Raw genomic sequence first — 22284 nt, 5'->3', positions numbered from 1 at the left:
TGTCACACCTGCTTCGCCAGCAGTTCTGTACGCTTGGCTTCTTCAGCGGAAACGGTTTCCGCCGGAATGTAGAAGTCGCGCTTGTAGTTGAAGGTATGGCCGATCGCGACTGCGATGATGGCGACGAACGATACGACGACAAGCCACCACATGTACCAGATCAGGCCGAATGCCAGGGCAATGTTGAGGGCTGCCAGAATTGCACCCGTGCCGGTGTTCTTCGGCATGTGGATCGGCTTGAAGCCCTGCAGCGGACGTGCGTAGCCGCGGTTCTTCATGTCGTACCAGCTATCGTGGTCATGCACGACCGGAGTGAAGGCAAAGTTGTATTCTGGCGGCGGCGAAGACGTCGACCATTCCAGAGTACGGCCATGCCACGGATCGCCCGTTTCGTCCTTCAGTTCCTCGCGCTTGATGTAGCTGACGACGAGCTGGATGATGAAGGACAGGATGCCGATTGCGATCATGCCTGCACCGATAGCGGCGATGACGAACCAGATCTGCAGCGACGGATCGTCGAACTGAGACATGCGGCGGGTAATGCCCATCAGGCCGAGAACGTAGAGCGGCATGAAGGCGAAGTAGAAGCCGATGAACCAGAACCAGAAGCTCATCTTGCCCCAGAAGGGATCGAGCTTGTAGCCGAAGGCCTTAGGATACCAGTAGGTCACACCAGCCATGAGGCCGAACAGCACGCCGCCGATGATCACGTTATGGAAGTGAGCGATCAGGAACAGCGAATTGTGCAGTACGAAGTCTGCCGGCGGGACTGCGAGCATGACGCCGGTCATGCCGCCGATGACGAAAGTCACCATGAAGCCGATCGTCCAGAGCATCGGAACTTCGTAACGGACGCGGCCACGATAGATCGTGAACAGCCAGTTGAAGATCTTCGCACCGGTCGGGATCGAGATGATCATCGTGGTGATGCCGAAGAATGCGTTGACTGAAGCGCCCGAACCCATCGTGAAGAAGTGGTGCAGCCACACGAGGTAGGACAGGATCATGATCGCGCAGGTCGCGTAGACCATCGAGGCATAACCGAACAGACGCTTGCCGGAGAAGGTGGCAACGACTTCGGAGAAGATACCGAAGGCTGGCAGGATCAGGATGTAGACTTCCGGATGGCCCCAGATCCAGATGAGGTTGATATACATCATCGGGTTGCCGCCGAGATCGTTCGTGAAGAAGTTCGTACCGACATAACGGTCGAGCGACAGAAGAACGAGGGTAGCGGTCAGGATCGGGAAGGTGGCGACGATCAGGATGTTGGTGCAGAGCGAGGTCCAGGTGAAGACGGGCATCTTCATGAAGGACATGCCGGGTGCGCGCATCTTGACGATCGTGGCGATCAGATTGATGCCTGACAAAGTCGTACCGACACCGGCTACCTGCAGACCCCAGATATAATAGTCGACACCGACACCGGGACTGTATTCCACGCCCGAAAGCGGCGGATAGGCAAGCCAGCCGGTACGCGCGAACTCACCGACGAAAAGCGAGATCATCACGATGATCGCACCTGCGGTCGTCATCCAGAACGAGAAATTGTTGAGGAACGGGAACGATACGTCGCGTGCGCCGATCTGCAACGGCACGACATAGTTCATGAAACCCGTCACGAAAGGCATCGCGACGAAGAAAATCATGATCACGCCATGAGCCGTGAAGACCTGGTCGTAGTGGTGCGGCGGCAGATAGCCTTCCGATCCGTTAAACGCGATAGCCTGCTGGATACGCATCATGATGGCGTCGGAGAAGCCGCGCAGCAACATGACGATCGCCAGGATGATGTACATGATACCGATCTTCTTGTGATCGATACTGGTGATCCAGTCGTTCCACAGCGGACCCCACCACTTCATGTAGGTGATGAACGCGCAGAGGGCGATGCCGCCCAGCGCGACAGCAGCGAAGGTCGCTACCAGGATTGGCTCGTGGTAGGGGATGGATTCGAGAGTCAACCGGCCGAAGATAAACTTCAGGAGGTCAGGATTGGAAAACATGGGACAACCCGTTCATTAAAGTCTTGCGACGCTAGGCGCCAGGTTAGTTTGTTTTTGGCGCCTCGGAGGCGTCGCCCTTGGCCATATCCGTGCCCTGCATGGAATGGTTGCCGTGCGACATGCCCTCAGCGGGCATGTTCTTGGTGGACTGAGAGCCCGCGGCGGGCTCGACTGCGGAATGCTCTTCGCCATGACCGCGAAGGTTGATGTCGATCGGGCCGCCGTCATACTTCAGGCGATCACGATTCTCGTGGCTTTCCAGGCCGGCGCCGCCCATCATGTCGATATGCATCATCTCGTCCATGCACATCTTGCCGGGCGTGGCGCAGACGTTGAGGATTGCTCTGTAGAGGCCGTCTTCGACAGTTGCGTAATAGCGGACGGGCTCTTTTTCGCTCGGCTTTTCAAGCTTCAGGTAGGCGTCGCGGTTGAGCGCGGTGCCATTCTGCTTGACCTGGGCGATCCAGCCGTCGAAGCCCTGCTCGTTGAGGCTGTGGAACTTGAAGCGCATGTGCGAGAAGCCCGGTCCGCTGTAGTTCGACGACAGGCCGTCGAATACGCCTTCCTTGTTGATCACCGCATGCAGCTTCGTTTCCATGCCCGGCATGGCGTAGATCATGCCTGCCAGTGCCGGAATGTAGAAGGAGTTCATCACTGACGAAGAGGTGATCTTGAAGGTGATCGGCCGGTCGACCGGCGCTGCCATCTCGTTGACGGTAGCGACGCCGTATTCCGGATAGAAGAACAGCCACTTCCAGTCCAGCGCAACCACTTCCACTTCGAGAGGCTTGGTGCCTTCCGGAATGGTACGTTCCGCATCGATGCGATCGAGCGGACGGAACGGGTCGAGCTTGTGGGTGCTGATCCAGGTGATTGCGCCCAATGCGATGATGATCGCCAGCGGTGCGGACCAGATCACCACTTCAAGGCGGGTCGAGTGATGCCATTCGGGGTCATATTTGGCCTTCGTGTTCGAATGGCGATAGTGCCACGCGAAGTACAAGGTCAAAAATAACACCGGCACGATGATCAGAAGCATCAGCACCGTCGACACGACGATGAGGTCTGCCTGCTGCTGCGCGATATCGCCCGACGGAGACATGACCACAAGGTCACAGCCTGCCATGAATGGGAGGATAAGAAGGATGGAAAGCTGGCAAAGACGCCTTACGATTGGGGACATTGATCTGCTCAAATTTGCTTTTTATCTAGTTCGCCTATCGGAGCATTGCCCCGATCTCCATGAGGTGTTTCGTCGCAGTGCTACAATTTTTCGCACTGCAAATCACCACCTGCTCCATTTCGATGGAGGGCGGCCCTGCGGCGCGCAATCTAGTCTATAAAGTTGACAGAAGACATACCTTATCGCGCGAAACCTGACGATTGTGGCAAAATTTGCTAATTTTCGAAATTTCACAAATTCACAGTTGAAATCTTGATTGACAGCAAGTCCGGCCAACATACTCAATGTTGCAATGACGCGAAGGAGGAACGTTAGTCATGGCAGAGGCAACAATTCTGGCGACTGGTCCGTCGTCATCAGCACTGGAGCGCGATGCAAGGCATATTCACGACGACAAGCCGATTTCGGCGGGTAACATCGCCATCGGGGTCGTGATCGGCCGCACATCCGAGTTTTTTGACTTTTTCGTGTTCGGTCTGGGCTGCGTGCTCGTTTTCCCCCGTCTGGTCTTCCCATTTGCCCCGGACCCCGTCACTGCCACTCTCTATTCATTCGCCATTTTCTCGCTCGCCTTCCTGGCAAGGCCGGTCGGTTCTTTCGTTTTCATGTGGATTGATCGCACCTTCGGCCGCGGCACGAAGCTGACGACGGCGCTACTCATTCTGGGTGGCTCGACCGCATCGATCGCTTTTCTGCCGGGATACGAGACGATCGGCATGTGGTCCGTGGCGCTTCTGGCGCTTTTCCGGCTCGGCCAGGGTTTTGCGCTTGGAGGAGCGTGGGATGGGCTGGCTTCCCTGCTTGCGATAAGCGCTCCGCAAAACCGCCGTGGTTTTTACGCAATGATCCCGCAGCTCGGAGCGCCGGTCGGCTTTGCTCTGGCCAGCATCCTTTTCGGTTATTTCGTCGTCAATCTTTCGGATGCCGACTTCCTTGACTGGGGCTGGCGCTTTCCCTTCTTCGTAGCCTTTGCGATCAACGTCGTGGCCCTGTTCGCAAGGTTGCGCATCGTCGCCTCGCATGAATTCGGCGCCGCCATGGACAATCACGAACTGGAAGCCAAGCCGATAACCGAGGTTTTGAGGCTTCACGGTTTCGATATCGTGATCGGTGCCTTTGCGCCGCTTGCCAGCTTCGCAATGTTCCATCTGGTGACGATCTTCCCGCTGAGCTGGGTGACATTGTATGGCGGCCAGTCCGCAGGCACCTTCCTGTTCGTTCAGGTGCTGGGCGCGCTCTGCGGTTTCGCCACCATCATGCTTTCGGGCTTTCTGGCCGATCGCATCGGCCGTCGGCGCCAGTTGCTGATCGGTGCCTTCATCATCGCGATCTTCAGCTTCACGGCGCCCTTCCTGCTTGATGCAGGCGTGACCGGACAGTCGGCCTTCATCATTCTCGGCTTCGCCATCCTTGGCCTGTCCTTCGGCCAGGCGTCCGGTTCGGTTTCCTCGCGCTTCAGCGCCGGTTACAGATATACCGGCTCGGCGCTCACCTCGGACCTTGCATGGCTGATCGGTGCGGGTTTCGCGCCGCTGGTCGCTCTCGGGCTCGCCAGCAATTTCGGCATCATCTTCATTGGGGGGTATCTGATCTCCGGTGCGATCTGTACGATTCTCGCACTGCTCCTCAGCCGTACGCTCGACAGCGTCGATGGTGTGACGAAAACCTAGAGGAATGGATGGCGGGGTGGCCATGTCACCCCGCCATCCATCAATTCCATCGAAAAATCGATAATGCTGCGATCCGTTTCTCTTTCGCGGCACAGCCGGGGCTTCCGCCTTGGTCTGGCGGCAACGCGGTCACGGTTCTCAACAAAATAGTTGATTTGCCGCTTGCACTCACCATGAACCTATGGCAATAGGCCGCTCACCAACGACGCGGGTTGAGCCGCGCCGCTCAGATGCTGCTATAGCTCAGGGGTAGAGCACTCCCTTGGTAAGGGAGAGGCCGAGAGTTCAAATCTCTCTAGCAGCACCATTTTCCTCCAGAATGACAAGTACTTAACGCACGGACACCGTGTCGGATAATTGGGCCGTCGTTGCCATATGCAGGCGATGGCGCTATCGTTTAATGCAGGACGCCGGTGTTTGAGGGAAGAGATCTGCGCGATGAGGCTCCTTCGGGCGTTTTTCCATTTTTTGAGTTTCGCAGCGCTTGCTGCTGCTGTCCTCGTCGGCACTATCGATGCGATCCAGTCCGTTTCGTCGTCGGATGTGGTTCTGACTAGCCTCGGCAATGCCTGGCTTAATCTCGATCCTGAAAGTCTGACACTGGCAGAACTGTCGGCTGATGACTATATGAGCGCAGATATATGGCGACCCTATGTGGCGCCGGTTCTGGCGCAGCCTGCCGGTGTCATGTTCCTGGTCCTCGCACTGCTTTTCTGGATGGTGGGCTACAAGAGAACGTCTTTCGCAGGACGTTTCGCGGCCTGAACCGGCAGGCGGTGCCGGGGAGATGCAGTCCAGGAAAAGTAAACAACCAATGTCGCCAAAGATGGAGGCAGAAATGTTCCTGAACGAGATCTTCAGCAAGAAGACTGTAATGCCATCAGAGCAGACGGCTCTGCCCGGTAGGCCGCATGAGATCCCGACATCCGAGATCCATTTCGTCAACGGCCACGCCCTCAAGGGCCCTTATCCGCAAGGCCTGGAAGTTGCCTATTTCGGCATGGGCTGCTTCTGGGGTGCCGAGCGCCTGTTCTGGAAGGTGCCGGGTGTCTACGTGACCGCGGTCGGCTATGCCGGCGGTATCACGCCGAACCCGACCTATCATGAAACGACGACCGGGCTCACCGGCCATGCAGAGATCGTGAAGATTGTCTTCGATCCGAAAATCGTCTCCTACCGCCAGCTGCTGAAGCTGTTCTTCGAGGAGCATGATCCCACCCAGGGCATGCGGCAGGGCAACGACATCGGCACGACCTATCGTTCCGCGATCTACACGACGAGCGAAAACCAGGCCGAGCAGGCGCGCGAGGCGCTGGATGTTTTCCAGGATGCCCTCAACAAGGCTGGCCGCGATACACCGATCACCACGGAACTCGCTCCCGTGCCGACATTTTATTATGCTGAAGACTATCACCAGCAGTATCTCGCCAAGAACCCGGCCGGTTATTGCGGTCTCAAGGGCACCGGTGTGTCCTGCCCGGTCGGCCAGGCGGCTTGAAGCTGCGAAAATATGATTTGAGCGCCGCGGATTTGTGCAGGTCCGCGGCAAATTCATGCAGGCTGCCAAAGGGATAGGCGTTTTTACCGGATGAAAAAAATCTGGTGAATTTTTCTGGCGCACATGCAAGAGTAGGTATAGCCAAGCCTTCAAAGAGGGGGCGGTAACCGCATGGCGTTCGCTGGTCGGACCCGCGGGAGGACCTAACATTAAAAAAAGCAAGGCTGCACCATGAAGAAAACCTTTTTGAGCCTTCTCGCCGTAGCTGCGATGTCGACGACAGCGCTGGCCGCCGAGATCAAGCCGGCGCTGGTCTATGGCACCGGTGGTAAATTCGATAAATCCTTCAACGAGGCCGCCTATGCCGGTGCCGAAATGTACAAGAAGGAAACCGGCACCGATTATCGCGATTTCGAGCCGACAAGCGACACGCAGGGCGAGCAGGCTATTCGCAACTTCGCAAGCCGTGGCTATAACCCCGTCATCGCGGTTTCCTTCGCCTGGACTTCGGCCATGGAAAAGGTTGCCGCTGAATTTCCCGACACCAAATTCGTCATCGTCGACTCGGTCGTCGATCTGCCGAACGTTCGTTCCGTTGTCTATAACGAAGCGGAAGGCTCCTATCTCGTCGGTCTTCTCGCTGGCATGGCCTCCAAGACCGGCAAGGTCGGTTTCGTCGGTGGCATGGATATCCCGCTGATCCGCAAGTTCGGCTGTGGTTATGTCCAGGGCGCCAAGTCCGTTAAGGCCGATATGCAGGTCTTCCAGAACATGGTCGGCACGACCGGCGCTGCCTGGAACGACCCGGTTCGCGCAGGCGAGCTCACCAAGAACCAGATCGACCAGGGCGCCGACGTCATTTACGCGGCAGCCGGTGCATCGGGTCTGGGCGTCATGCAGACTGCTACCGACAACAAGAAGCTCTCGATCGGCGTCGATTCGAACCAGAACCATGTACATCCGGGTTCGGTTCTGACCTCGATGGTCAAGCGCGTCGATCTGGCGGTCTATAACGCCTACAAGGATACTGCAGCCGACAAGTTCACCGCCGGTGTCCAGTCCAACGGCATCAAGGATGGCGGCGTCGTTGCGGCCATGGACGACAACAACAAGGCTCTGATCACGCCGGAAATGCAGGCCGCGCTCGATAAGGCAAAGGCCGATATCATTGCCGGCACCGTTAAGGTGCATGACTACATGACGGACAATTCCTGCCCGATGTAAGTCAAGGATCGAAGGGGCGCATGGTGGAACTGCCGCCATGCGCCCTTTTTGCATATTAAGAGCAAGGTCGGACCATTGAGCCTTCAGTCTTCAGCGAATGAGCCTGCGATCGAACTTGTCGGCATCGACAAGAAGTTCGGCGCAGTCCATGCGAACAAGAACATCAACCTTTCCGTCGGCAAGGGATCCATCCACGGCATTATCGGCGAAAACGGTGCCGGTAAGTCGACACTGATGTCGATCCTCTATGGCTTCTACCACGCCGACGAGGGTGAGATCCGCATTCAGGGTAAGCCGGTCACGATCCGTGACAGCCAGGCCGCGATTGCGGCGGGCATCGGCATGGTCCACCAGCATTTCATGCTGGTGGAGAATTTCACCGTGCTGGAAAATGTCATGCTCGGTGCGGAAGGCGGGCAGTTGCTCGCCAAGGGCGTTGCAGGTGCGCGCAAAGAACTGAAGCGGCTCGAAAAGGATTACGGTCTGGAAGTCGATCCGGATGCGGTGATCGAGGAATTGCCGGTCGGCAGCCAGCAGCGTGTCGAAATCTTGAAAGCGCTTTATCGCGGCGCCGAGATCCTCATTCTCGATGAGCCTACGGGTGTCTTGACCCCGGCCGAAGCAGATCACCTCTTCCGTATCCTTCAGGTTCTGCGCGATCAGGGCAAGACGATCATCCTCATCACCCACAAGCTGCGCGAGATCATGGCGATCACCGATATGGTCTCGGTCATGCGTCGCGGCGAGATGGTCGCCACCCGCAAAACGGCCGAGACGACGGTTGCCGAACTCGCCGAACTGATGGTTGGCCGCCGCGTGCTGCTGCGTGTCGAAAAGGGCGAGGCCAATCCCGGCCCGGTGCTTCTTTCGGTGAAGAACCTGACGGTGAAGGACGGCCGTGGCGTCACCATGGTCGACGACGTCTCCTTCGATGTAAGAGCCGGAGAAATCGTCGGCATAGCCGGTGTTGCCGGCAACGGCCAGTCTGAGCTGCTCGAAGCGCTTGCCGGCATCCGCAAGCCTGTCTCGGGAGAAATCCTGATCGACGGCAAGCCGGTAGGCGCTGCCGATCCCGCCCTGCTGCGCCAGCTCGGCCTCGCGCACATTCCCGAAGATCGCCACCATATGGGGCTGGTGCTGAAATTCGAGGAATACGAAAACTCCATCCTCGGCTATCACCACGATCCGCGTTACGGCCGCGGCGCGATGCTGGATCTCGACGCAATTCGAAAGAGCGCCGAGGAGCAGATCGAAAAATACGATATCCGCCCGCCGAACCCGCGGCTGAAGACTGCCAATTTCTCCGGCGGCAACCAGCAGAAGATCGTCGTTGCCCGCGAGATCGAGCGCGATCCCAAAATGCTCTTGATCGGCCAGCCGACCCGCGGCGTCGATATCGGCGCGATCGAGTTCATCCACCGGCGCATCATCGAGATGCGCGATGCCGGCAAGGCGGTGCTTCTGGTCTCCGTCGAACTCGACGAGATCCGCTCGCTGTCGGACCGCATCCTCGTCATGTTTGCAGGCAAGGTCGTCGGCGAAAAATCGGCGGACGCGGATGAGCAGACACTTGGCCTGATGATGGCGGGGATCGCAGCGTGACGGTCTCTATTTTTGATAGAATTTCGGAGTATGGGATGAACGAGGCACGGATCGGAACCGGGCAAACGGGGAGGGGCGCATGAGCACGGCTTCGGTCCCATTGCCCGCCTGGATCAATTACGGCGTCATTCCGCTGTTGAACCTCATCCTCGCCTTCTTCTTCTCCGGCCTCGTCGTCTGGGCGATCGGCGAAAACCCGTTTGAGGCGCTGAATTTCCTCATTCAGGGTGCGCTCGGCCGCGGTGATGCGATCGGCTTCACCCTGTTTTATGCCACGAGCTTCATCTTCACCGGCCTGTCGGTGGCGGTCGCTTTCCATGCCGGCCTGTTCAACATCGGCTCCGAAGGTCAGGCCTATGTTGGCGGTCTGGGTGCAGCGCTGGTTGCGCTCTCGCTCGATCATTACGTGCCGTGGTACGTGACCATGCCTTTTGCGGTTGTCGGCGCGGCGCTCTTCGGTGCCGCCTGGGCCTTCATCCCCGCCTGGTTGCAGGCCAAGCGCGGCAGCCATATCGTCATCACCACCATCATGTTCAATTTCATCGGCGCGGCGCTGATGGTCTATCTTCTGGTCAACGTCTTCATCGTACCGGGCAAGATGGCGCCGGAAACCCGCACCTTCCTGCCTGGCGGGCAGCTGCCCAAGCTCGACTGGCTGATGGCGCTGTTCGGCCTTAAGCTCGGCCCGGCCCCTTTCAACGTCTCCTTCATCATCGCGCTCATCATGTGCTACCTCGTCTGGCTGCTGATCTGGCGCACCAAGCTCGGTTATGAGATGCGCACGCTCGGCATCAGCCCGACGGCTGCGGTTTACGCCGGCATCCCGTACGTCCGCACCGTCATCATCGCCATGCTCATCTCCGGCGGTCTTGCCGGCATGATGTCGCTCAATGCGGTCATGGGTGCCTCGGCCCGTCTTCAGGTGGAATTCGTCGCAGGGGCCGGTTTTGTCGGCATTGCCGTTTCGCTGATGGGACGCAGTCATCCGGTCGGCATCATTCTCGCCGCGATCCTCTTCGGCATCCTCTATCAGGGCGGTGCGGATCTCTCCTTCGAAATGCCAAATATCACCCGCGACATGATCGTGGTCATCCAGGGTCTCGTCATCTTCTTTGCCGGTGCGCTGGAATACATGCTGCGCCCGGCCATGGTGCGGCTCTACCAGACGGCGAGGGGGAAGTAGCCATGGAATATTTCGATACTTTCGTCAGCATTCTGGGCTCGGCGATCCGCCTGTCCATCCCGCTGCTCTTCACCGCACTGGCAGGTCTGTTCTCCGAGCGCGCCGGTATTTTCGACATCGGCCTTGAAGGCAAGATGCTGGCATCCGCCTTCGCCGCCGCCTGCGTCGCCTATTGGACCGGCAATGCCTGGGCAGGTCTCGGCGCAGGCATTCTGGTTTCGATCATCTTCTCGCTGCTGCACGGCTTTGCCTCGATCACCAACCGCGGCAACCAGATCGTCTCCGGCGTGGCGCTGAACTTCATCGCGGCGGGCCTGACGATCGTGCTTGGCACCGCCTGGTTCAACCAGGGCGGACGCACCGGCCAGGTGCCGCCGGAAGGGCGCTTCTCCAGCATCATCCTGCCGGGTGCCGACATGATGCGCGACGTGCCGATCATCGGGCCGCTTTACGCCAATGTCATTTCCGGCAACAACATCCTGACTTACATCGCCTTCCTCATGGTGCCGATCTCCTGGTGGGTGCTCTATCGCACCCGTTTCGGCCTGCGCCTTCGCGCCGTCGGCGAAAATCCGGGCGCGGTCGATACGGCAGGCGTATCGGTCGTCTGGCTGCGTTATCGCGCGCTGATCGTCACCGGTTTTCTTGCAGGCTTTGCCGGCACCTATCTGTCGATCGCCCAATCCGCCGCCTTCATCAACAACATGTCGGCCGGCAAGGGTTACATCGCGCTTGCAGCGCTTATCTTCGCCAAGTGGAAGCCGGTGCCGGTCATGTTCGCCTGCCTGCTCTTCGGCTTCCTTGATGCCTTCGCCAATTTCATGCAGGGCAAGTCGTTGCCCATGATCGGCGAGGTTCCGGTGCAGATCTTCCAGGCGCTGCCCTATATCCTTACCTGCGTCCTGCTTGCCGGTTTCATCGGCGTCGCCCGCCCGCCCAAGGCCGGCGGCGTCGCCTACACCAAGGAGCGCTAAAGAGATGTCGCACGAACTATTCGAAGCAGCCCGCGAGGCGATGACCAAGGCTCATGCGCCCTATTCCAAGTTCCCGGTCGGTGTTGCGTTGAAGGCGGATGACGGAAAAGTCTATCTCGGCGCCAATATCGAGAACCTCTCCTTCCCTCAAGGCTGGTGCGCCGAGCCGACGGCGATCGGCGCCATGGTCATGGGCGGCGGAAAGAAGATCGTCGAACTGGCGGTGATTGCCGAAAAGCTGCCGCTCTGCACTCCCTGCGGCGGCTGCCGCCAGAAGATCTCGGAATTCGCTTCGGCCGATACCCGCATCTATCTCTGCGACGAGGCAGGCGTGGCGAAGACCGTCACCATGGGCGAACTTCTGCCTTATGCTTTTGAAACGGATGTTATCGGATGACGACGGTAACCGATCTGCTAGTCGAACGGCTGAATGGCCTTGTGCCGCGCGTGGCGATCGTGCTCGGCTCAGGCCTCGGCTCGCTGGTCGAGGGCGTCACCGACCAAATCCGCATTTCCTACAGGGAACTCGAAGGTTTCCCGGTCAGCGGTGTTACTGGCCATGCGGGCGAACTGGTGGCGGGTTATCTCGGCAGCCAGCCGGTCATCATGCTGTCCGGCCGCACCCATTATTACGAGCATGGCGATCCCAAGGCCATGCGGTTCCCCCTGCAGGTGCTAAAGGGCCTTGGCGTGCAGTCGCTGATCCTTACCAACTCGGCAGGGTCCGTGCGTGAAGACATGCCGCCCGGTTCGGTCATGCAGATCACCGACCATATCAACTATTCCGGCATGAACCCGCTGATCGGCGAACATGGCGATCAACGCTTCGTCGGCATGACCAGTGCCTATGATGCCGATCTGGCGCTCAAGATGCGCAATGCCGCGATCCTTGCCGGTGTGACGCTGTATCAGGGCGTCTACATGTGGTTCTCTGGCCCGAGCTTCGAAACGCCGGCCGAAATTCGCATGGCGCGCACGCTGGGCGCCGATGCAGTCGGCATGTCGACCGTGCCGGAAGTCATTCTCGCCCGTTACTTCGGCCTCAAGGTTGCGGCCGCCTCGGTCGTCACCAATTACGGGGCAGGCATGACCGGTGCCGAGCTCAGCCACGAGGAAACCAAGGACATGGCCCCTGTCGGTGGTGCCCGGCTCGCCGCGGTCCTGCATGAAATGCTCAGCCGCGATGCCTGACTTATCAACGCCCTAGCGGCAAGATACCACATTTCGCGACCTATGCGGGTTGAATCAAATCGGTTCAACGCTAAAACTTGCACTTCAATCCACACCGGAGGACACCATGGAACTGCAGAGCCCGCGCGAGGCTGCGGCATTTGCCCTGTCTCTTCTCGACCTGACGAACCTGCGTGACGATTGCGACAATGCCGCGATCGAAAACCTGTGCCTGCGCGCCCAGACACCCTATGGCAATAGCGCTGCGATCTGCATTTGGCCGCGCTTCGTCGCCCATGCCCGCAGCATTCTCGGGCCCGGTCATCCGGTCAGGATCGCAACCGTCGTCAACTTTCCTTCCGGTGATCTTGCCGTTGCTGAAGTGATCGCGGAAACGAAAAAGGCCGTCGAGGACGGAGCCGACGAGATCGATCTCGTCATTCCCTACAAGGCCTTCATCGCAGGTGATGAGACGGCCGTCACGACGATGGTCGAAGCCGTTCGTGCCGCCTGCCCACAATCCACGCTCAAGGTCATTCTCGAAACCGGCGAGATCCGCGACATGGCGCTCGTCAGGCGCTCGTCCGAACTGGCGATCGCGGCCGGCGCCGATTTCATCAAGACCTCCACCGGCAAGGTTTCCGTCAATGCGACACTGGAAGCAGCCGACATCATGTTGCGCGCCATCCGCGAATCCAAAGCAAAGGTCGGCTTCAAGCCCGCCGGCGGCATTTCCACCGTTGCCGATGCCGATCTCTATCTGAGGCTTGCAGAAAGCATCCTGGGGCCGAACTGGGTCATGCCCTCGACCTTCCGTTTCGGCGCTTCGAGCCTGCTCGATGACATTCTGGCGGTCTTGAGCGGCAGCGCCGCGCCGCGCGCCGCCGCCGGCTATTGACGCACTGGCATGCTGCCGCAGGAAACCATCCGCCATAAGAGAGACGGTCACGATCTTTCGAGAGAAGAGACCGCGGCCTTCATCGCCGGTGTCACGGATGGAGCGGTTTCGGAAGCGCAGGCAGCAGCCTTCGCCATGGCTGTCTTCTTTCGGGGCATGTCCAGAAATGAGACGGTTGATCTGACGCTTGCCATGCGTGACAGCGGCTCCGTCCTAAAGTGGGACAATGTAGATCGTCCGATCGCCGACAAGCATTCGACCGGCGGCGTCGGAGATAACGTCTCGCTGATGCTCGCCCCCATCGCGGCAGCCTGCGGCCTCGCGGTCCCGATGATTTCCGGCCGCGGCCTCGGCCATACCGGCGGCACGCTCGACAAGCTGCAATCCATTCCGGGTTACGACATCGCACCGGATCAGGCGCGGTTCTCAAAAGTCGTGCAGGACGTCGGCTGTGCGATCGTCGGCCAGACATCGGATCTGGCGCCTGCCGACCGCCGCCTTTATGCCATCCGAGATGTCACCGCGACGGTCGAATCCGTGCCGCTGATCACCGCCTCGATCCTGTCGAAGAAGCTTGCCGCAGGCCTTCAGACCCTGCTGATGGATGTAAAGGTCGGCTCGGGCGCCTTCATGCAGGATATCGGGGAAGCCCGCATTCTGGCCCGCTCGCTGGTCGATGTGGCAAACGGCGCAGGCGTGCCGACCGTCGCACTCATCACCGATATGAACCAGCCGCTGGCTGATGCCACCGGCAATGCACTGGAAGTGATGAACTGCGTCGATTTTCTCGCCGGTCGGAAGACGGGAACGCGGCTTGAGACGGTCGTTCTGGCTGAGGTCGCCGAAATGCTGGTTCAGGCAGGCCTCGCATCGACCGTTGAAGAGGGCAGGGGCATGGCGCGCTCGGCTCTCTCGTCCGGCCGGGCAATGGAAACTTTTGCCCGCATGGTGCATGCGCTCGGCGGTCCTGCCCATGTCTGCGAGCGCCCGGAAACCTGTCTGCCGAAAGCGCCCGTCATGCTGGATGTTCTGGCCCCGGCCACCGGTTATCTTGCTGCCTGTGATGGTCGCACCCTCGGGCTTGCCGTGGTGGATATGGGCGGCGGCCGCCGCAAGACAACCGCCACGATCGACCACAGCGTCGGCTTCGATCGCATCCTGCCGCTGGGCTCTGCGGTCGAGAAGGGGCAAGCGATCGCACGCGTTCACGCGGCGTCCCGCGAACAGGCGGATCGCGCAGGCGACGCCTTTCTTACAAGCTACACGATCGCGGAAAGCGCACCGGAATCGTCGCCGGTCATCATTGAACGTATCGGCTGATCACCAGCCTCAATTGGCAAGCGTCAGGCTGCCGCCCTTGACCTGGTAGGATTTCAGCTTCGTCAGAAAACTCATGCCGACCAAAGTGGTGCTCAGCGCTTCGTCGCGCAGCACCATGGCATCGACATCGCGCACCCGCACATTGCCGATCTCCACGCGGTCGAGCACGACATGCGCAGCCAGCGTCTGCCCGTTCGCCGTCTGCATCGGGTAGCGGAAGTCGAGGCTGTTTGCGCCATAACCCAGCATCCGGGCCGTGCGTTCGTTGATCGCCACCACTGAAGCGCCGGTATCCACCAGACCGGTAACGGACTTGCCGTTCAGCTTGAACGTACCGATGAAATGGCCGCGGCCATCGGCGTTGAGAACCATCGTCCCCGGAGTGAGCGATGCGGCCTGCGGAGTGGTCGCGACCTGTGATTTGGCGGCGGGCGCCTGCACCACCGGCTCTTGCTGTGCCGGGCCGGTGTGTTCGAGCAGGGCAGGGATCTGCGTCGCCACGACAACGGCGACGGCTGCGAACATGGCGGTGCGAATAAGCATGGGTCGATCCCCTGGGTTCAGGGAAAACACGCTAGGCCGCAATGGTTACGAAAAAGCGGCCTGACCCTTTCGGACCGGCCGCCTTCTTCATCATTGGTTAGGAAATCCTGAAAACCTTATTTCGTGCCGTACATGCGGTCGCCGGCATCGCCGAGACCCGGCACGATATAGCCCTTCTCGTTCAGGTGGCTGTCGATCGATGCCGTGTAGATCTTCACGTCCGGATGGGCTTCCTGGAAGTTCTTGATGCCTTCCGGTGCTGCAAGCAGGCAGAGGAAACGGATGTTCGTCGCACCGCGCTCCTTGAGCTTCTGGATCGCGGCGATTGCCGAATTGCCGGTTGCCAGCATCGGATCTACGACGATCAGCAGGCGCTCGTCGAGACCATCCGGAGCCTTGAAGTAATATTCCACCGGCTGCAGCGTGTCGTGGTCGCGGTAAAGGCCGATATGAGAGACGCGGGCCGAAGGCACCAGTTCGAGCATGCCTTCCAGAAGGCCGTTGCCCGCACGCAGGATCGAAACGAAGACCAGCTTCTTGCCTTCCACTATCGGCGACTGCATCTCGGTGATCGGCGTCTCGATCGTTTCCATCGTCAGCTCGAGATCGCGGGTTACTTCGTAGCAGAGAAGCATCGAGATCTCGCGCAGCAGTCTGCGGAAACCGGCGGTCGACGTCTCCTTCTTGCGCATGATCGTCAGCTTGTGCTGCACCAGCGGATGATTGATGACTGTGACGCCGTCCATGACCTTTTATCCTTTTCGTTGCTTGTCTCTTCTTTTTCGAAAAACGTCCTGTTCTGCAAGGGGCGAGATCCTGCTCCAGGCATGATCCCCAGCCTGAACCTCAACTTTGCGCGTCGAAACGCTGCAGCAATCCCGCTTTCGTGCCGTCATCCACGAATGCCGCCTCAAGCGCCGTGCGGGTCATCTGGTTGATCTCCGCATCGCTCATGCCCATCGCCTGCGCGGCAATCTCGTATTCGCGGGCAAGCGACGTGGCGAAGAAGGGCGGATCGTCGGAATTGATGCAGACCTTCACTCCGGCTGCCTTGAGCCGTTTCAGGGGATGGCTGTCGAAATCGGCAAAGACGCCAAGCGCGATATTCGAACCGGGGCAGACTTCCAGCACCGTGCCGAGTTCCGCCAGCCGCGCCACCAGCGCCTCGTCCTCTATCGCCCTGACACCATGGCCAATACGCGCCGGCTTCACCAAATCCAGCGCATCCGTCACGCTGAATGGCCCGCACACTTCGCCTGCATGGATGGTGAGACCCAGCCCTGCATCGCGGGCGATGTCGAAGGCGCGGGCGTAGTCAGCCACGCGTCCCATGCGTTCCTCGCCTGCCATGTTGAAACCGGTGACCAGAGGGTTTTTCGCCCGCGCAGCATATTCGGCTGCCGAAATGACCCGCTCGGGTCCAAAATGCCGCTCGCCGGTGACGATGATCCGCGCCTCGATGCCGGTCTTTTCCTTCGCAGCAAGAATTCCGTCGCAGATACCGGCGAGATAGGCATCCGCGCCAAGCCCGATCCGGTCGCCATGATCCGGCGACACGATGATCTCGCTATAGATCGTGTTGATTGCGGCGAGTTCGGAAAGATAGGCTTCAGTCAGAAGCGCATAGTCTTCTTCCGTGCGGAAAAGGGCAGCCACCGCGTCATAGGCGACCAGGAATTCGGAAAAGTCGCGCCATTGATAGGCACCGTCCTGCAGGAATGCGCTGGTGTCGACACCGTATTTGCGTGCCTGCTTTTCCGTCACGCTCGGGGGGGCTGCCCCCTCGATATGGCAGTGGATCTCGGCCTTCAGAAGATGTTGCGTCACAGGAAACTCCATCCATGCCGGCCTGCGGGAATGCCGAGATGTGCGGCGATCGTCTCGCCGATATCGGCATAGGAGGACCGGACCCCGATCGAGCGGGTGCGGATACCGGGACCAAAGGCCATGATCGGCACGCGCTCGCGGGTATGGTCCGTGCCGCGCCAGGTCGGATCGCAGCCATGGTCGGCAGTCAATATCACCAGATCACCCGGTTTCAGCCTCCGGTGAAAATCCGGCAGGGTCAGGTCGAAAGCCTCGAGCGCTGCGGCATAACCGGGCACGTCGCGACGATGGCCGTAGATCATGTCGAAATCGACGAAATTGGTGAAGACCAGATCGCCGTCCGCGGCCTCATCCATGGCGGCAAGGGTCGCGGCCGCAAGCGCCGCATTGCCGTTCGCCTTGATCACGCGGGAAACGCCCTGATGCGCAAAGATATCGCCCACCTTGCCGGCGGCGTGAACGCTGCGGCCGGCTTCCACCAGCCGATCGAGCAAGGTCGGCTCCGGCGGCAGCACGGAAAAATCGCGCCGGTTGCCGGTCCGCTCGAAACTTTCCGGGGTCTCGCCGGTAAAGGGTCGCGCGATCACGCGGCCGATATTGAGCGGATCGAGCAGGCCGCGCACCACTTGGCAAAGCTTAATCAACCGCTCCAGCCCGAAATGCGTCTCATGTGCGGCGATCTGGAAGACGCTGTCGCTTGACGTGTAGCAGATCGGCTTGCCCGTCCTGACATGCTCCTCGCCAAGCCTTTCGATGATTTCGGTTCCCGAAGCGTGGCAATTGCCCAGAATGCCCGGGATCTCGCCATCCCGGCAGATCGCCTCCACCAGTTCCGGCGAAAAAGCATCGCCTTCGGTCGGGAAATAACCCCAGTTGAACATGACGGGGGTACCGGCGATCTCCCAATGCCCGGACGGCGTATCCTTGCCGTTCGACAACTCGCTCGCCGCGCCATAAAGCCCGAACAGCCGCTCTGGAAGCGGCATGCCGACTGGATAATTGCCGCTTGCCATCTTGGCGATGTCCATCAGCCCGAGCGAGGTCATGTTGGGAAGCTTGAGCGGTCCCTCTCGTAGGCCCGCCCGGTCGGCCGCTCCGGCGGCGCAGAATTCTGCGATATGGCCGAGCGTGTTGGATCCCAGGTCGCCGTAATCGGCTGCGTCTCGCGCGCCGCCGACGCCGAAGGAATCAAGTACGAAGAGAAAGGCTCGCGCCATCTGTCACCAGTGATCTGAATGCCGTCTTGTCCGACCTCGTGGTCGAACTGAATCGCGTAACATATAGTTCGTGGATGCGGTTGGCAAAGACCTCGGCTGGTCGGTTGGGAAGCGTCGAAGAGCTTATCGGCCTCGAAGTCTCAGCACCCGTCACAGGTGATGCTGGTTCCTACACGCTGGCGATAATAAAACTCGCGGTTCAGCGTGATGGTTTGCAGGCTGCTCGGCATCAGCCCGGGCATAAACATCAACAGTTGGTGCGTGACCGAAACCTCGGCCCGAACCAGAAACGTGCTGGCCGAACGCATGTCGGTTGGCACGTTGACCGCGGAGCCATTGGAATAGGGCCGGCTGCCGTCTTGCGCCCAGGACCAGGCCACAGTCGGATTGCTCGAAGCATCTATTGTGACGCCGGTAATCTTCATTTTCAGATTTTGAGGCTGGTAAGGCGTGAAAATGGCGTTTGCGACGCTGGTCATCTGCTGCAGGTCGCTTGTTGTGACCTTTGCCTGTTGCGTTACGAGATCTGCGACCGTGCTGGCCGTGCGGGTTACCCGCTTCGATACACTGAGACCAATCGTTAACTCGAAAGAGGTGATGTAAAGGAAAAGCAGAAGTGGCGCGATCAGAGCGAATTCCACTCCGCCTATCCCCCGCACATCTGTCGCGAAGCGCCGCATCTGCTCGGTCAGCGGTAGTCGCGAGAGAATGTTTTGCAATTTCGCCCGCATCACGGATAATCCTCATTCCTGAAAGCAGAGGTTTCCACGATCAGGAAGTAATTGGAGCCGCTGGTCGGGCGGATGTTGGAAATATACGGGCGAAGCAGATCGGTCGTGACGTCCCACTTGTAGTAGGCACGCAGCATGTTCTTGGTGCCAGATCCGCCCGGAGCAAAGCCAAGGCCTGCCGTATTGAGATCTCCGTTTGCCATCGGGATCGTCGTCGGCATGTCGGAGAAATTCGTATAGGGCTTTGCGTCGATAAACAGCTTGTTGGCTTTGGAGACCTCGGCCTCGCTGCACTGGATCAGGATCGAGATTTCACCGCAAAAGGCGCGGCGGAATTGGGTCTCGTTCATGTAGGTGGAAGCGGTACTGCTCGTGACTGTGATATTGCCGGTCCGCAGCTTGCGGCCCATCGTGTCGACGGCATTGGCGACCAGTTGCTCGGCCGTGTAGGCCACGAATGTCTCGACGATGGCAAAGACAATGAGAAAATAGGGAATAGCAAGCAGTGCGAACTCAATCGCCGCGGCACCGTCTTTCGAGCGAAAGAGCCTCTTCAAGCCGGATTGTGGTGCTTTCGGCGAAGTCGAGCCGGTCATTGGCGAGCGATCCTGATGCGTCTCTTCCTGACCGCTTGAGCGGCGAAAGTGAGTACGGACCATAATCAACGATTATTGAAAATCCGTTTCGCAACTGATGCAAATTGGTGCATTCGAGATGGTCAGGGTGTCTTCGCGGTTGTGTCGAACTCGGCATGCTGCTCGCAGTTCGGCGTACAGGAAAGCACGGTCCGTTCGGTCTGCTTGAATACCCGTACCGTATTACCTTCGTCGATGGAAACGAGAACCCGCTCGTCGGCAATCGCATTGCCATCCTGGTCAAGCAGCACGAGATTGGTTGTGCCAAAGCTGCGCCCAGTAAGAACAATCGTTGTTGCATCCGCCACGGTCGCATCTGCAACTTCCGAATTACCAACGATGACCTTAGCGACCGGCCGGTCAAGCTTGAGCACGCGCGCCTGATTCATGAATACGCGCAACACATCCTGTCTGTCGTCGGCAGTGGATATGTCTGCGCTTAAAAGGGTTGAAGCAAGCGTGAAGGCGGCCAGTACAAGACGCAGCGCCATATTTAAGGTCCCCGGGCGGATTTCGATGTGAATAGAAGATGACCTTGATTGGTGAATGAAGCCTTAAGCTGGGGCGTAAGGCCGGCTCCGTTGCTCCCTGATCATCGCCATAGGCGGGCAAAATTGCTGTGCTTGGCCAGACCGGATCAATTAACTAGCTGAATTATATGTACTTCAATTGTTGGGCGAGAGTCTTATTGTTACTCAAAAATGCTCTGAATTTCTGTCAGGTTCTATTTACCAAAGTGCTCCGAACTGCCTCGATTAACGATTGGGTAACGTTCCTCTTTAAGCGGTTGGCAATCGTCCGGCTGTAGTTTCCACGTCAACCGAGCAACGGGAAAACAGTTGTCGGTAAGTGCTGAACAACAATTGTGTGGAGTAGGAGAGTCCAATGACCAAGATTTTCGCTCGTTTTCGTAAAGATGAGTCCGGCGCAACTGCCATCGAATATGGCCTGATTGCTGCTCTCATTTCCGTTGCTATCATCGCCGGTGCTTCCACGCTGGGCAATACGCTCAACGCTGCCTTCATCAACATCTCCAACAAGGTTTCGAAGCCGAACGGCTAATATTCCTTGCCGCCGTCGTTTGGCACCGAAGACATTGGTTAAAGCCGTCCCGTGTAGGGCGGCTTTAAGCCGTTTCCAGCGATCTCGGGAAAAACTCTATGCTGAATGACATCGTCGCCGTTCTTGTACTAGCTGCCTTTCCTGCAGCCTTGGCTGCTGCGGCGATGAGCGATTTTCTGACGATGAAGATATCCAACCGGCTGTCGTTGGCTTTGGTTGCTGCTTTTCTCGTTCTTGCGCCGCTCGTGGGTGTGACAATGGTCGATCTGGGCCTTAGCCTCGTGGCCGCTCTCATTGTTTTTGCAGTTTGCTTTGCTTTGTTCGCCGCCAATATCATGGGCGGCGGCGATGCCAAGCTTTTGACCGCGGCCAGCCTCTGGTTCGGCTTTGACCAGTCACTTATCGCCTTTCTCGTTCTGGTGGCCTATTCTGGCGGCGCTGTGACCCTGCTTTTCCTGTTTCTACGGGTCAAGGCCGATCTTGTAATGTCGATCGGCATCCCGCTGCCCGTATCGATCGTTGGTACCAACAAGATCCCTTATGGCATTGCCATTGCGATGGGGGGCCTGATGGCATTTGGAACATCGCCAATTGCAATACTGGCGCTCAAGGCCTTCTGACCCCGCTTAGATCTATCGCAACATTGCGTTAACCAGCATTCTAAGCTTCTCATTAACCATAATTACACCATTGCCGCCCATCCTGTCGCGAAGATCAAGGATTCTTCTGGGACATGGCAATGAAGCCCGCTCGCATCATCATTTTGACGGTGGCCGTCGTGGCTGCAGGCCTGGCCGGTCTGCTGGCAATGAACATGTCTGGCACACAGGCGCCCCAGCTGGTGGAAACGGTGGTGAAGGAGCCGACGATCAATGTTCTGGTTTCAGCCGATAACTTGCCGGTAGGCAGTCGTCTGAACGAGAAGTCTGTCGAATGGTTGAACTGGCCGCGCAGCGGTGTTGCGGAGGGCTTCATCACCAGCGAAGCGCGCCCCGATGCCATCAAGGAGCTTGAAGGCTCAGTCGTCCGCCTTCCAATCTTCAAGGGCGAGCCTTTGAGAGCAGAGAAGGTTGCAGACTCTTCCAGCCGCATCATGTCCTCGCTTTTGCCCTCCGGCAAGCGCGCGGTCGCAACTGAAATATCGGTTGCAACGGGCGCTGGTGGTTTCGTTCTGCCGAACGATCGCGTCGATGTCATCATGGTCCGTCAAAACAAGGATGCCGGTGGCGGTTATGTCACCGAGAACGTCCTCAACAACGTTCGCGTCCTGGCCATCGACCAGAACATCCAGGAAGCGCCCGATGGCAGCAAATCCGTTGTCGGCACCACCGCGACCCTCGAGCTCACACCCGATCAGACAAAGGTCATTGCCGTTGCGCAGCAGATGGCTGAGCGACTGACGCTCGCCTTGAGGTCGGTGGCTGACGCACAGGAGGCGGACACGCAGGCCGCGGATTACCTTCTGCATGGCGGTGGCAAAGCGGATATTCAGGTCATCAAATCGGGGTCGATCATCACCGGCTCGACGCAGGCGAATTGAA

At 58.8% G+C, this 22284-nt stretch carries 23 protein-coding genes and 1 tRNA gene; 15 read left to right on the top strand and 9 right to left on the bottom strand.

Annotation, left to right across the window (positions count from 1 at the left end; genetic code table 11):
- Positions 1-2 precede the first annotated feature (2 nt).
- Together cyoB and cyoA are read right to left on the bottom strand one after the other, a co-directional pair.
- Complete coding sequence (gene cyoB / locus ACI3K0_RS12010) at positions 3-2006, bottom strand: cytochrome o ubiquinol oxidase subunit I (RefSeq protein WP_148146133.1); 2004 nt, start codon at positions 2004-2006, stop codon at positions 3-5.
- Positions 2007-2049: 43 nt separating this feature from the next.
- The gene (cyoA, locus tag ACI3K0_RS12005) at positions 2050-3189 is read right to left on the bottom strand and encodes a ubiquinol oxidase subunit II (RefSeq protein ID WP_183823781.1); all 1140 of its coding nucleotides are present in this window, start codon (positions 3187-3189) and stop codon (positions 2050-2052) included.
- A 317-nt stretch (positions 3190-3506) separates the two neighbouring features.
- Between cyoA and ACI3K0_RS12000 the strand changes: the two genes are divergently transcribed.
- From ACI3K0_RS12000 to deoA, 12 genes are all read left to right on the top strand, one after another.
- On the top strand, positions 3507-4859 hold the full coding sequence (locus ACI3K0_RS12000) for an MFS transporter (protein WP_148146131.1): 1353 nt from the start codon (positions 3507-3509) through the stop codon (positions 4857-4859).
- A gap of 232 nt (positions 4860-5091) precedes the next feature.
- Positions 5092-5166: transfer RNA gene (locus tag ACI3K0_RS11995), tRNA-Thr, on the top strand.
- Positions 5167-5297: 131 nt separating this feature from the next.
- A complete protein-coding gene (locus tag ACI3K0_RS11990; protein WP_148146130.1) occupies positions 5298-5624 on the top strand; it encodes a hypothetical protein in 327 nt (108 codons plus the stop codon).
- Between the two features lie 73 nt (positions 5625-5697).
- On the top strand, positions 5698-6357 hold the full coding sequence (gene msrA, locus ACI3K0_RS11985) for a peptide-methionine (S)-S-oxide reductase MsrA (protein ID WP_183824150.1): 660 nt from the start codon (positions 5698-5700) through the stop codon (positions 6355-6357).
- Between the two features lie 231 nt (positions 6358-6588).
- Positions 6589-7581: a BMP family protein gene (locus ACI3K0_RS11980; protein ID WP_148146129.1), complete on the top strand. Its 993-nt coding sequence runs from the start codon at positions 6589-6591 to the stop codon at positions 7579-7581.
- Between the two features lie 75 nt (positions 7582-7656).
- The gene (locus ACI3K0_RS11975; protein ID WP_183823778.1) at positions 7657-9183 is read left to right on the top strand and encodes an ABC transporter ATP-binding protein; all 1527 of its coding nucleotides are present in this window, start codon (positions 7657-7659) and stop codon (positions 9181-9183) included.
- A gap of 79 nt (positions 9184-9262) precedes the next feature.
- Entirely contained in the window at positions 9263-10366 is a 1104-nt protein-coding gene (locus ACI3K0_RS11970; RefSeq protein ID WP_183823776.1) for an ABC transporter permease, read from the top strand.
- Positions 10367-10368: 2 nt separating this feature from the next.
- Positions 10369-11340, top strand: a complete 972-nt coding sequence (locus ACI3K0_RS11965) for an ABC transporter permease (RefSeq protein WP_404945351.1) — start codon at positions 10369-10371, stop codon at positions 11338-11340.
- 4 nt (positions 11341-11344) lie between these two features.
- On the top strand, positions 11345-11737 hold the full coding sequence (locus tag ACI3K0_RS11960) for a cytidine deaminase (RefSeq protein WP_183823773.1): 393 nt from the start codon (positions 11345-11347) through the stop codon (positions 11735-11737).
- Positions 11734-12531: a purine-nucleoside phosphorylase gene (locus ACI3K0_RS11955; protein WP_183823771.1), complete on the top strand. Its 798-nt coding sequence runs from the start codon at positions 11734-11736 to the stop codon at positions 12529-12531. Before ACI3K0_RS11960 ends, ACI3K0_RS11955 begins: the two co-directional genes overlap by 4 nt.
- Positions 12532-12637: 106 nt before the next feature.
- Positions 12638-13408 (top strand): deoxyribose-phosphate aldolase, encoded by a 771-nt coding sequence (gene deoC / locus ACI3K0_RS11950; RefSeq protein WP_183823769.1) that lies wholly within the window; start codon positions 12638-12640, stop codon positions 13406-13408.
- 9 nt (positions 13409-13417) lie between these two features.
- Positions 13418-14728, top strand: coding sequence for a thymidine phosphorylase (gene deoA, locus ACI3K0_RS11945; RefSeq protein ID WP_183823767.1), 1311 nt, complete (start codon positions 13418-13420; stop codon positions 14726-14728).
- A gap of 9 nt (positions 14729-14737) precedes the next feature.
- Here deoA and ACI3K0_RS11940 read toward each other — a convergent pair whose 3' ends face one another.
- The 7 genes from ACI3K0_RS11940 to ACI3K0_RS11910 form a co-directional block, all read right to left on the bottom strand.
- The gene (locus tag ACI3K0_RS11940) at positions 14738-15271 is read right to left on the bottom strand and encodes a TIGR02281 family clan AA aspartic protease (protein WP_148146121.1); all 534 of its coding nucleotides are present in this window, start codon (positions 15269-15271) and stop codon (positions 14738-14740) included.
- Positions 15272-15387: 116 nt separating this feature from the next.
- Complete coding sequence (gene upp, locus ACI3K0_RS11935; protein ID WP_148146120.1) at positions 15388-16017, bottom strand: uracil phosphoribosyltransferase; 630 nt, start codon at positions 16015-16017, stop codon at positions 15388-15390.
- 100 nt (positions 16018-16117) lie between these two features.
- Positions 16118-17098, bottom strand: a complete 981-nt coding sequence (locus ACI3K0_RS11930) for an adenosine deaminase (protein WP_183823764.1) — start codon at positions 17096-17098, stop codon at positions 16118-16120.
- On the bottom strand, positions 17095-18315 hold the full coding sequence (locus ACI3K0_RS11925; protein ID WP_183823762.1) for a phosphopentomutase: 1221 nt from the start codon (positions 18313-18315) through the stop codon (positions 17095-17097). The genes ACI3K0_RS11930 and ACI3K0_RS11925 overlap by 4 nt, the downstream gene beginning before the upstream one ends.
- Positions 18316-18455: 140 nt before the next feature.
- Positions 18456-19046, bottom strand: a complete 591-nt coding sequence (locus tag ACI3K0_RS11920) for a TadE/TadG family type IV pilus assembly protein (protein ID WP_183823760.1) — start codon at positions 19044-19046, stop codon at positions 18456-18458.
- Positions 19046-19642 carry a TadE/TadG family type IV pilus assembly protein gene (locus ACI3K0_RS11915; RefSeq protein ID WP_183823758.1) on the bottom strand — a complete coding sequence of 199 codons (597 nt, stop codon included), beginning with the start codon at positions 19640-19642 and terminating at the stop codon, positions 19046-19048. Before ACI3K0_RS11915 ends, ACI3K0_RS11920 begins: the two co-directional genes overlap by 1 nt.
- A 122-nt stretch (positions 19643-19764) precedes the next feature.
- Positions 19765-20172, bottom strand: coding sequence for a pilus assembly protein N-terminal domain-containing protein (locus ACI3K0_RS11910; RefSeq protein WP_148146115.1), 408 nt, complete (start codon positions 20170-20172; stop codon positions 19765-19767).
- A gap of 394 nt (positions 20173-20566) precedes the next feature.
- Between ACI3K0_RS11910 and ACI3K0_RS11905 the strand changes: the two genes are divergently transcribed.
- The 3 genes from ACI3K0_RS11905 to cpaB all read left to right on the top strand — a co-directional run bounded on the left by ACI3K0_RS11905 (position 20567) and on the right by cpaB (position 22283).
- Positions 20567-20743 (top strand): Flp family type IVb pilin, encoded by a 177-nt coding sequence (locus tag ACI3K0_RS11905; RefSeq protein ID WP_148146114.1) that lies wholly within the window; start codon positions 20567-20569, stop codon positions 20741-20743.
- Between the two features lie 98 nt (positions 20744-20841).
- On the top strand, positions 20842-21363 hold the full coding sequence (locus tag ACI3K0_RS11900; protein WP_183823756.1) for a prepilin peptidase: 522 nt from the start codon (positions 20842-20844) through the stop codon (positions 21361-21363).
- A 119-nt stretch (positions 21364-21482) separates the two neighbouring features.
- Entirely contained in the window at positions 21483-22283 is an 801-nt protein-coding gene (gene cpaB, locus ACI3K0_RS11895) for a Flp pilus assembly protein CpaB (protein WP_183824148.1), read from the top strand.
- The last annotated feature ends 1 nt before the right edge of the window (position 22284 follow it).

Source organism: Rhizobium sp. ZW T2_16, assembly GCF_044987325.1.
GTDB lineage: Bacteria > Pseudomonadota > Alphaproteobacteria > Rhizobiales > Rhizobiaceae > Neorhizobium > Neorhizobium cellulosilyticum.
This window is presented reverse-complemented; position numbering and strand designations above follow the sequence as displayed.

Excerpts from the sequence above, each read along its gene's own strand:
- cyoB (WP_148146133.1), bottom strand. The coding sequence starts at position 2,006 with ATGTTTTCCAATCCTGACCTCCTGAAGTTTATCTTCGGCCGGTTGACT.
- cyoA (WP_183823781.1), bottom strand. The coding sequence starts at position 3,189 with ATGTCCCCAATCGTAAGGCGTCTTTGCCAGCTTTCCATCCTTCTTATC.
- ACI3K0_RS12000 (WP_148146131.1), top strand. The coding sequence starts at position 3,507 with ATGGCAGAGGCAACAATTCTGGCGACTGGTCCGTCGTCATCAGCACTG.
- ACI3K0_RS11990 (WP_148146130.1), top strand. The coding sequence starts at position 5,298 with ATGAGGCTCCTTCGGGCGTTTTTCCATTTTTTGAGTTTCGCAGCGCTT.
- msrA (WP_183824150.1), top strand. The coding sequence starts at position 5,698 with ATGTTCCTGAACGAGATCTTCAGCAAGAAGACTGTAATGCCATCAGAG.
- ACI3K0_RS11980 (WP_148146129.1), top strand. The coding sequence starts at position 6,589 with ATGAAGAAAACCTTTTTGAGCCTTCTCGCCGTAGCTGCGATGTCGACG.
- ACI3K0_RS11970 (WP_183823776.1), top strand. The coding sequence starts at position 9,263 with ATGAGCACGGCTTCGGTCCCATTGCCCGCCTGGATCAATTACGGCGTC.
- ACI3K0_RS11965 (WP_404945351.1), top strand. The coding sequence starts at position 10,369 with ATGGAATATTTCGATACTTTCGTCAGCATTCTGGGCTCGGCGATCCGC.
- ACI3K0_RS11960 (WP_183823773.1), top strand. The coding sequence starts at position 11,345 with ATGTCGCACGAACTATTCGAAGCAGCCCGCGAGGCGATGACCAAGGCT.
- ACI3K0_RS11955 (WP_183823771.1), top strand. The coding sequence starts at position 11,734 with ATGACGACGGTAACCGATCTGCTAGTCGAACGGCTGAATGGCCTTGTG.
- deoC (WP_183823769.1), top strand. The coding sequence starts at position 12,638 with ATGGAACTGCAGAGCCCGCGCGAGGCTGCGGCATTTGCCCTGTCTCTT.
- deoA (WP_183823767.1), top strand. The coding sequence starts at position 13,418 with ATGCTGCCGCAGGAAACCATCCGCCATAAGAGAGACGGTCACGATCTT.
- ACI3K0_RS11940 (WP_148146121.1), bottom strand. The coding sequence starts at position 15,271 with ATGCTTATTCGCACCGCCATGTTCGCAGCCGTCGCCGTTGTCGTGGCG.
- upp (WP_148146120.1), bottom strand. The coding sequence starts at position 16,017 with ATGGACGGCGTCACAGTCATCAATCATCCGCTGGTGCAGCACAAGCTG.
- ACI3K0_RS11925 (WP_183823762.1), bottom strand. The coding sequence starts at position 18,315 with ATGGCGCGAGCCTTTCTCTTCGTACTTGATTCCTTCGGCGTCGGCGGC.
- ACI3K0_RS11920 (WP_183823760.1), bottom strand. The coding sequence starts at position 19,046 with ATGCGGGCGAAATTGCAAAACATTCTCTCGCGACTACCGCTGACCGAG.
- ACI3K0_RS11915 (WP_183823758.1), bottom strand. The coding sequence starts at position 19,642 with ATGACCGGCTCGACTTCGCCGAAAGCACCACAATCCGGCTTGAAGAGG.
- ACI3K0_RS11910 (WP_148146115.1), bottom strand. The coding sequence starts at position 20,172 with ATGGCGCTGCGTCTTGTACTGGCCGCCTTCACGCTTGCTTCAACCCTT.
- ACI3K0_RS11905 (WP_148146114.1), top strand. The coding sequence starts at position 20,567 with ATGACCAAGATTTTCGCTCGTTTTCGTAAAGATGAGTCCGGCGCAACT.
- ACI3K0_RS11900 (WP_183823756.1), top strand. The coding sequence starts at position 20,842 with ATGCTGAATGACATCGTCGCCGTTCTTGTACTAGCTGCCTTTCCTGCA.
- cpaB (WP_183824148.1), top strand. The coding sequence starts at position 21,483 with ATGAAGCCCGCTCGCATCATCATTTTGACGGTGGCCGTCGTGGCTGCA.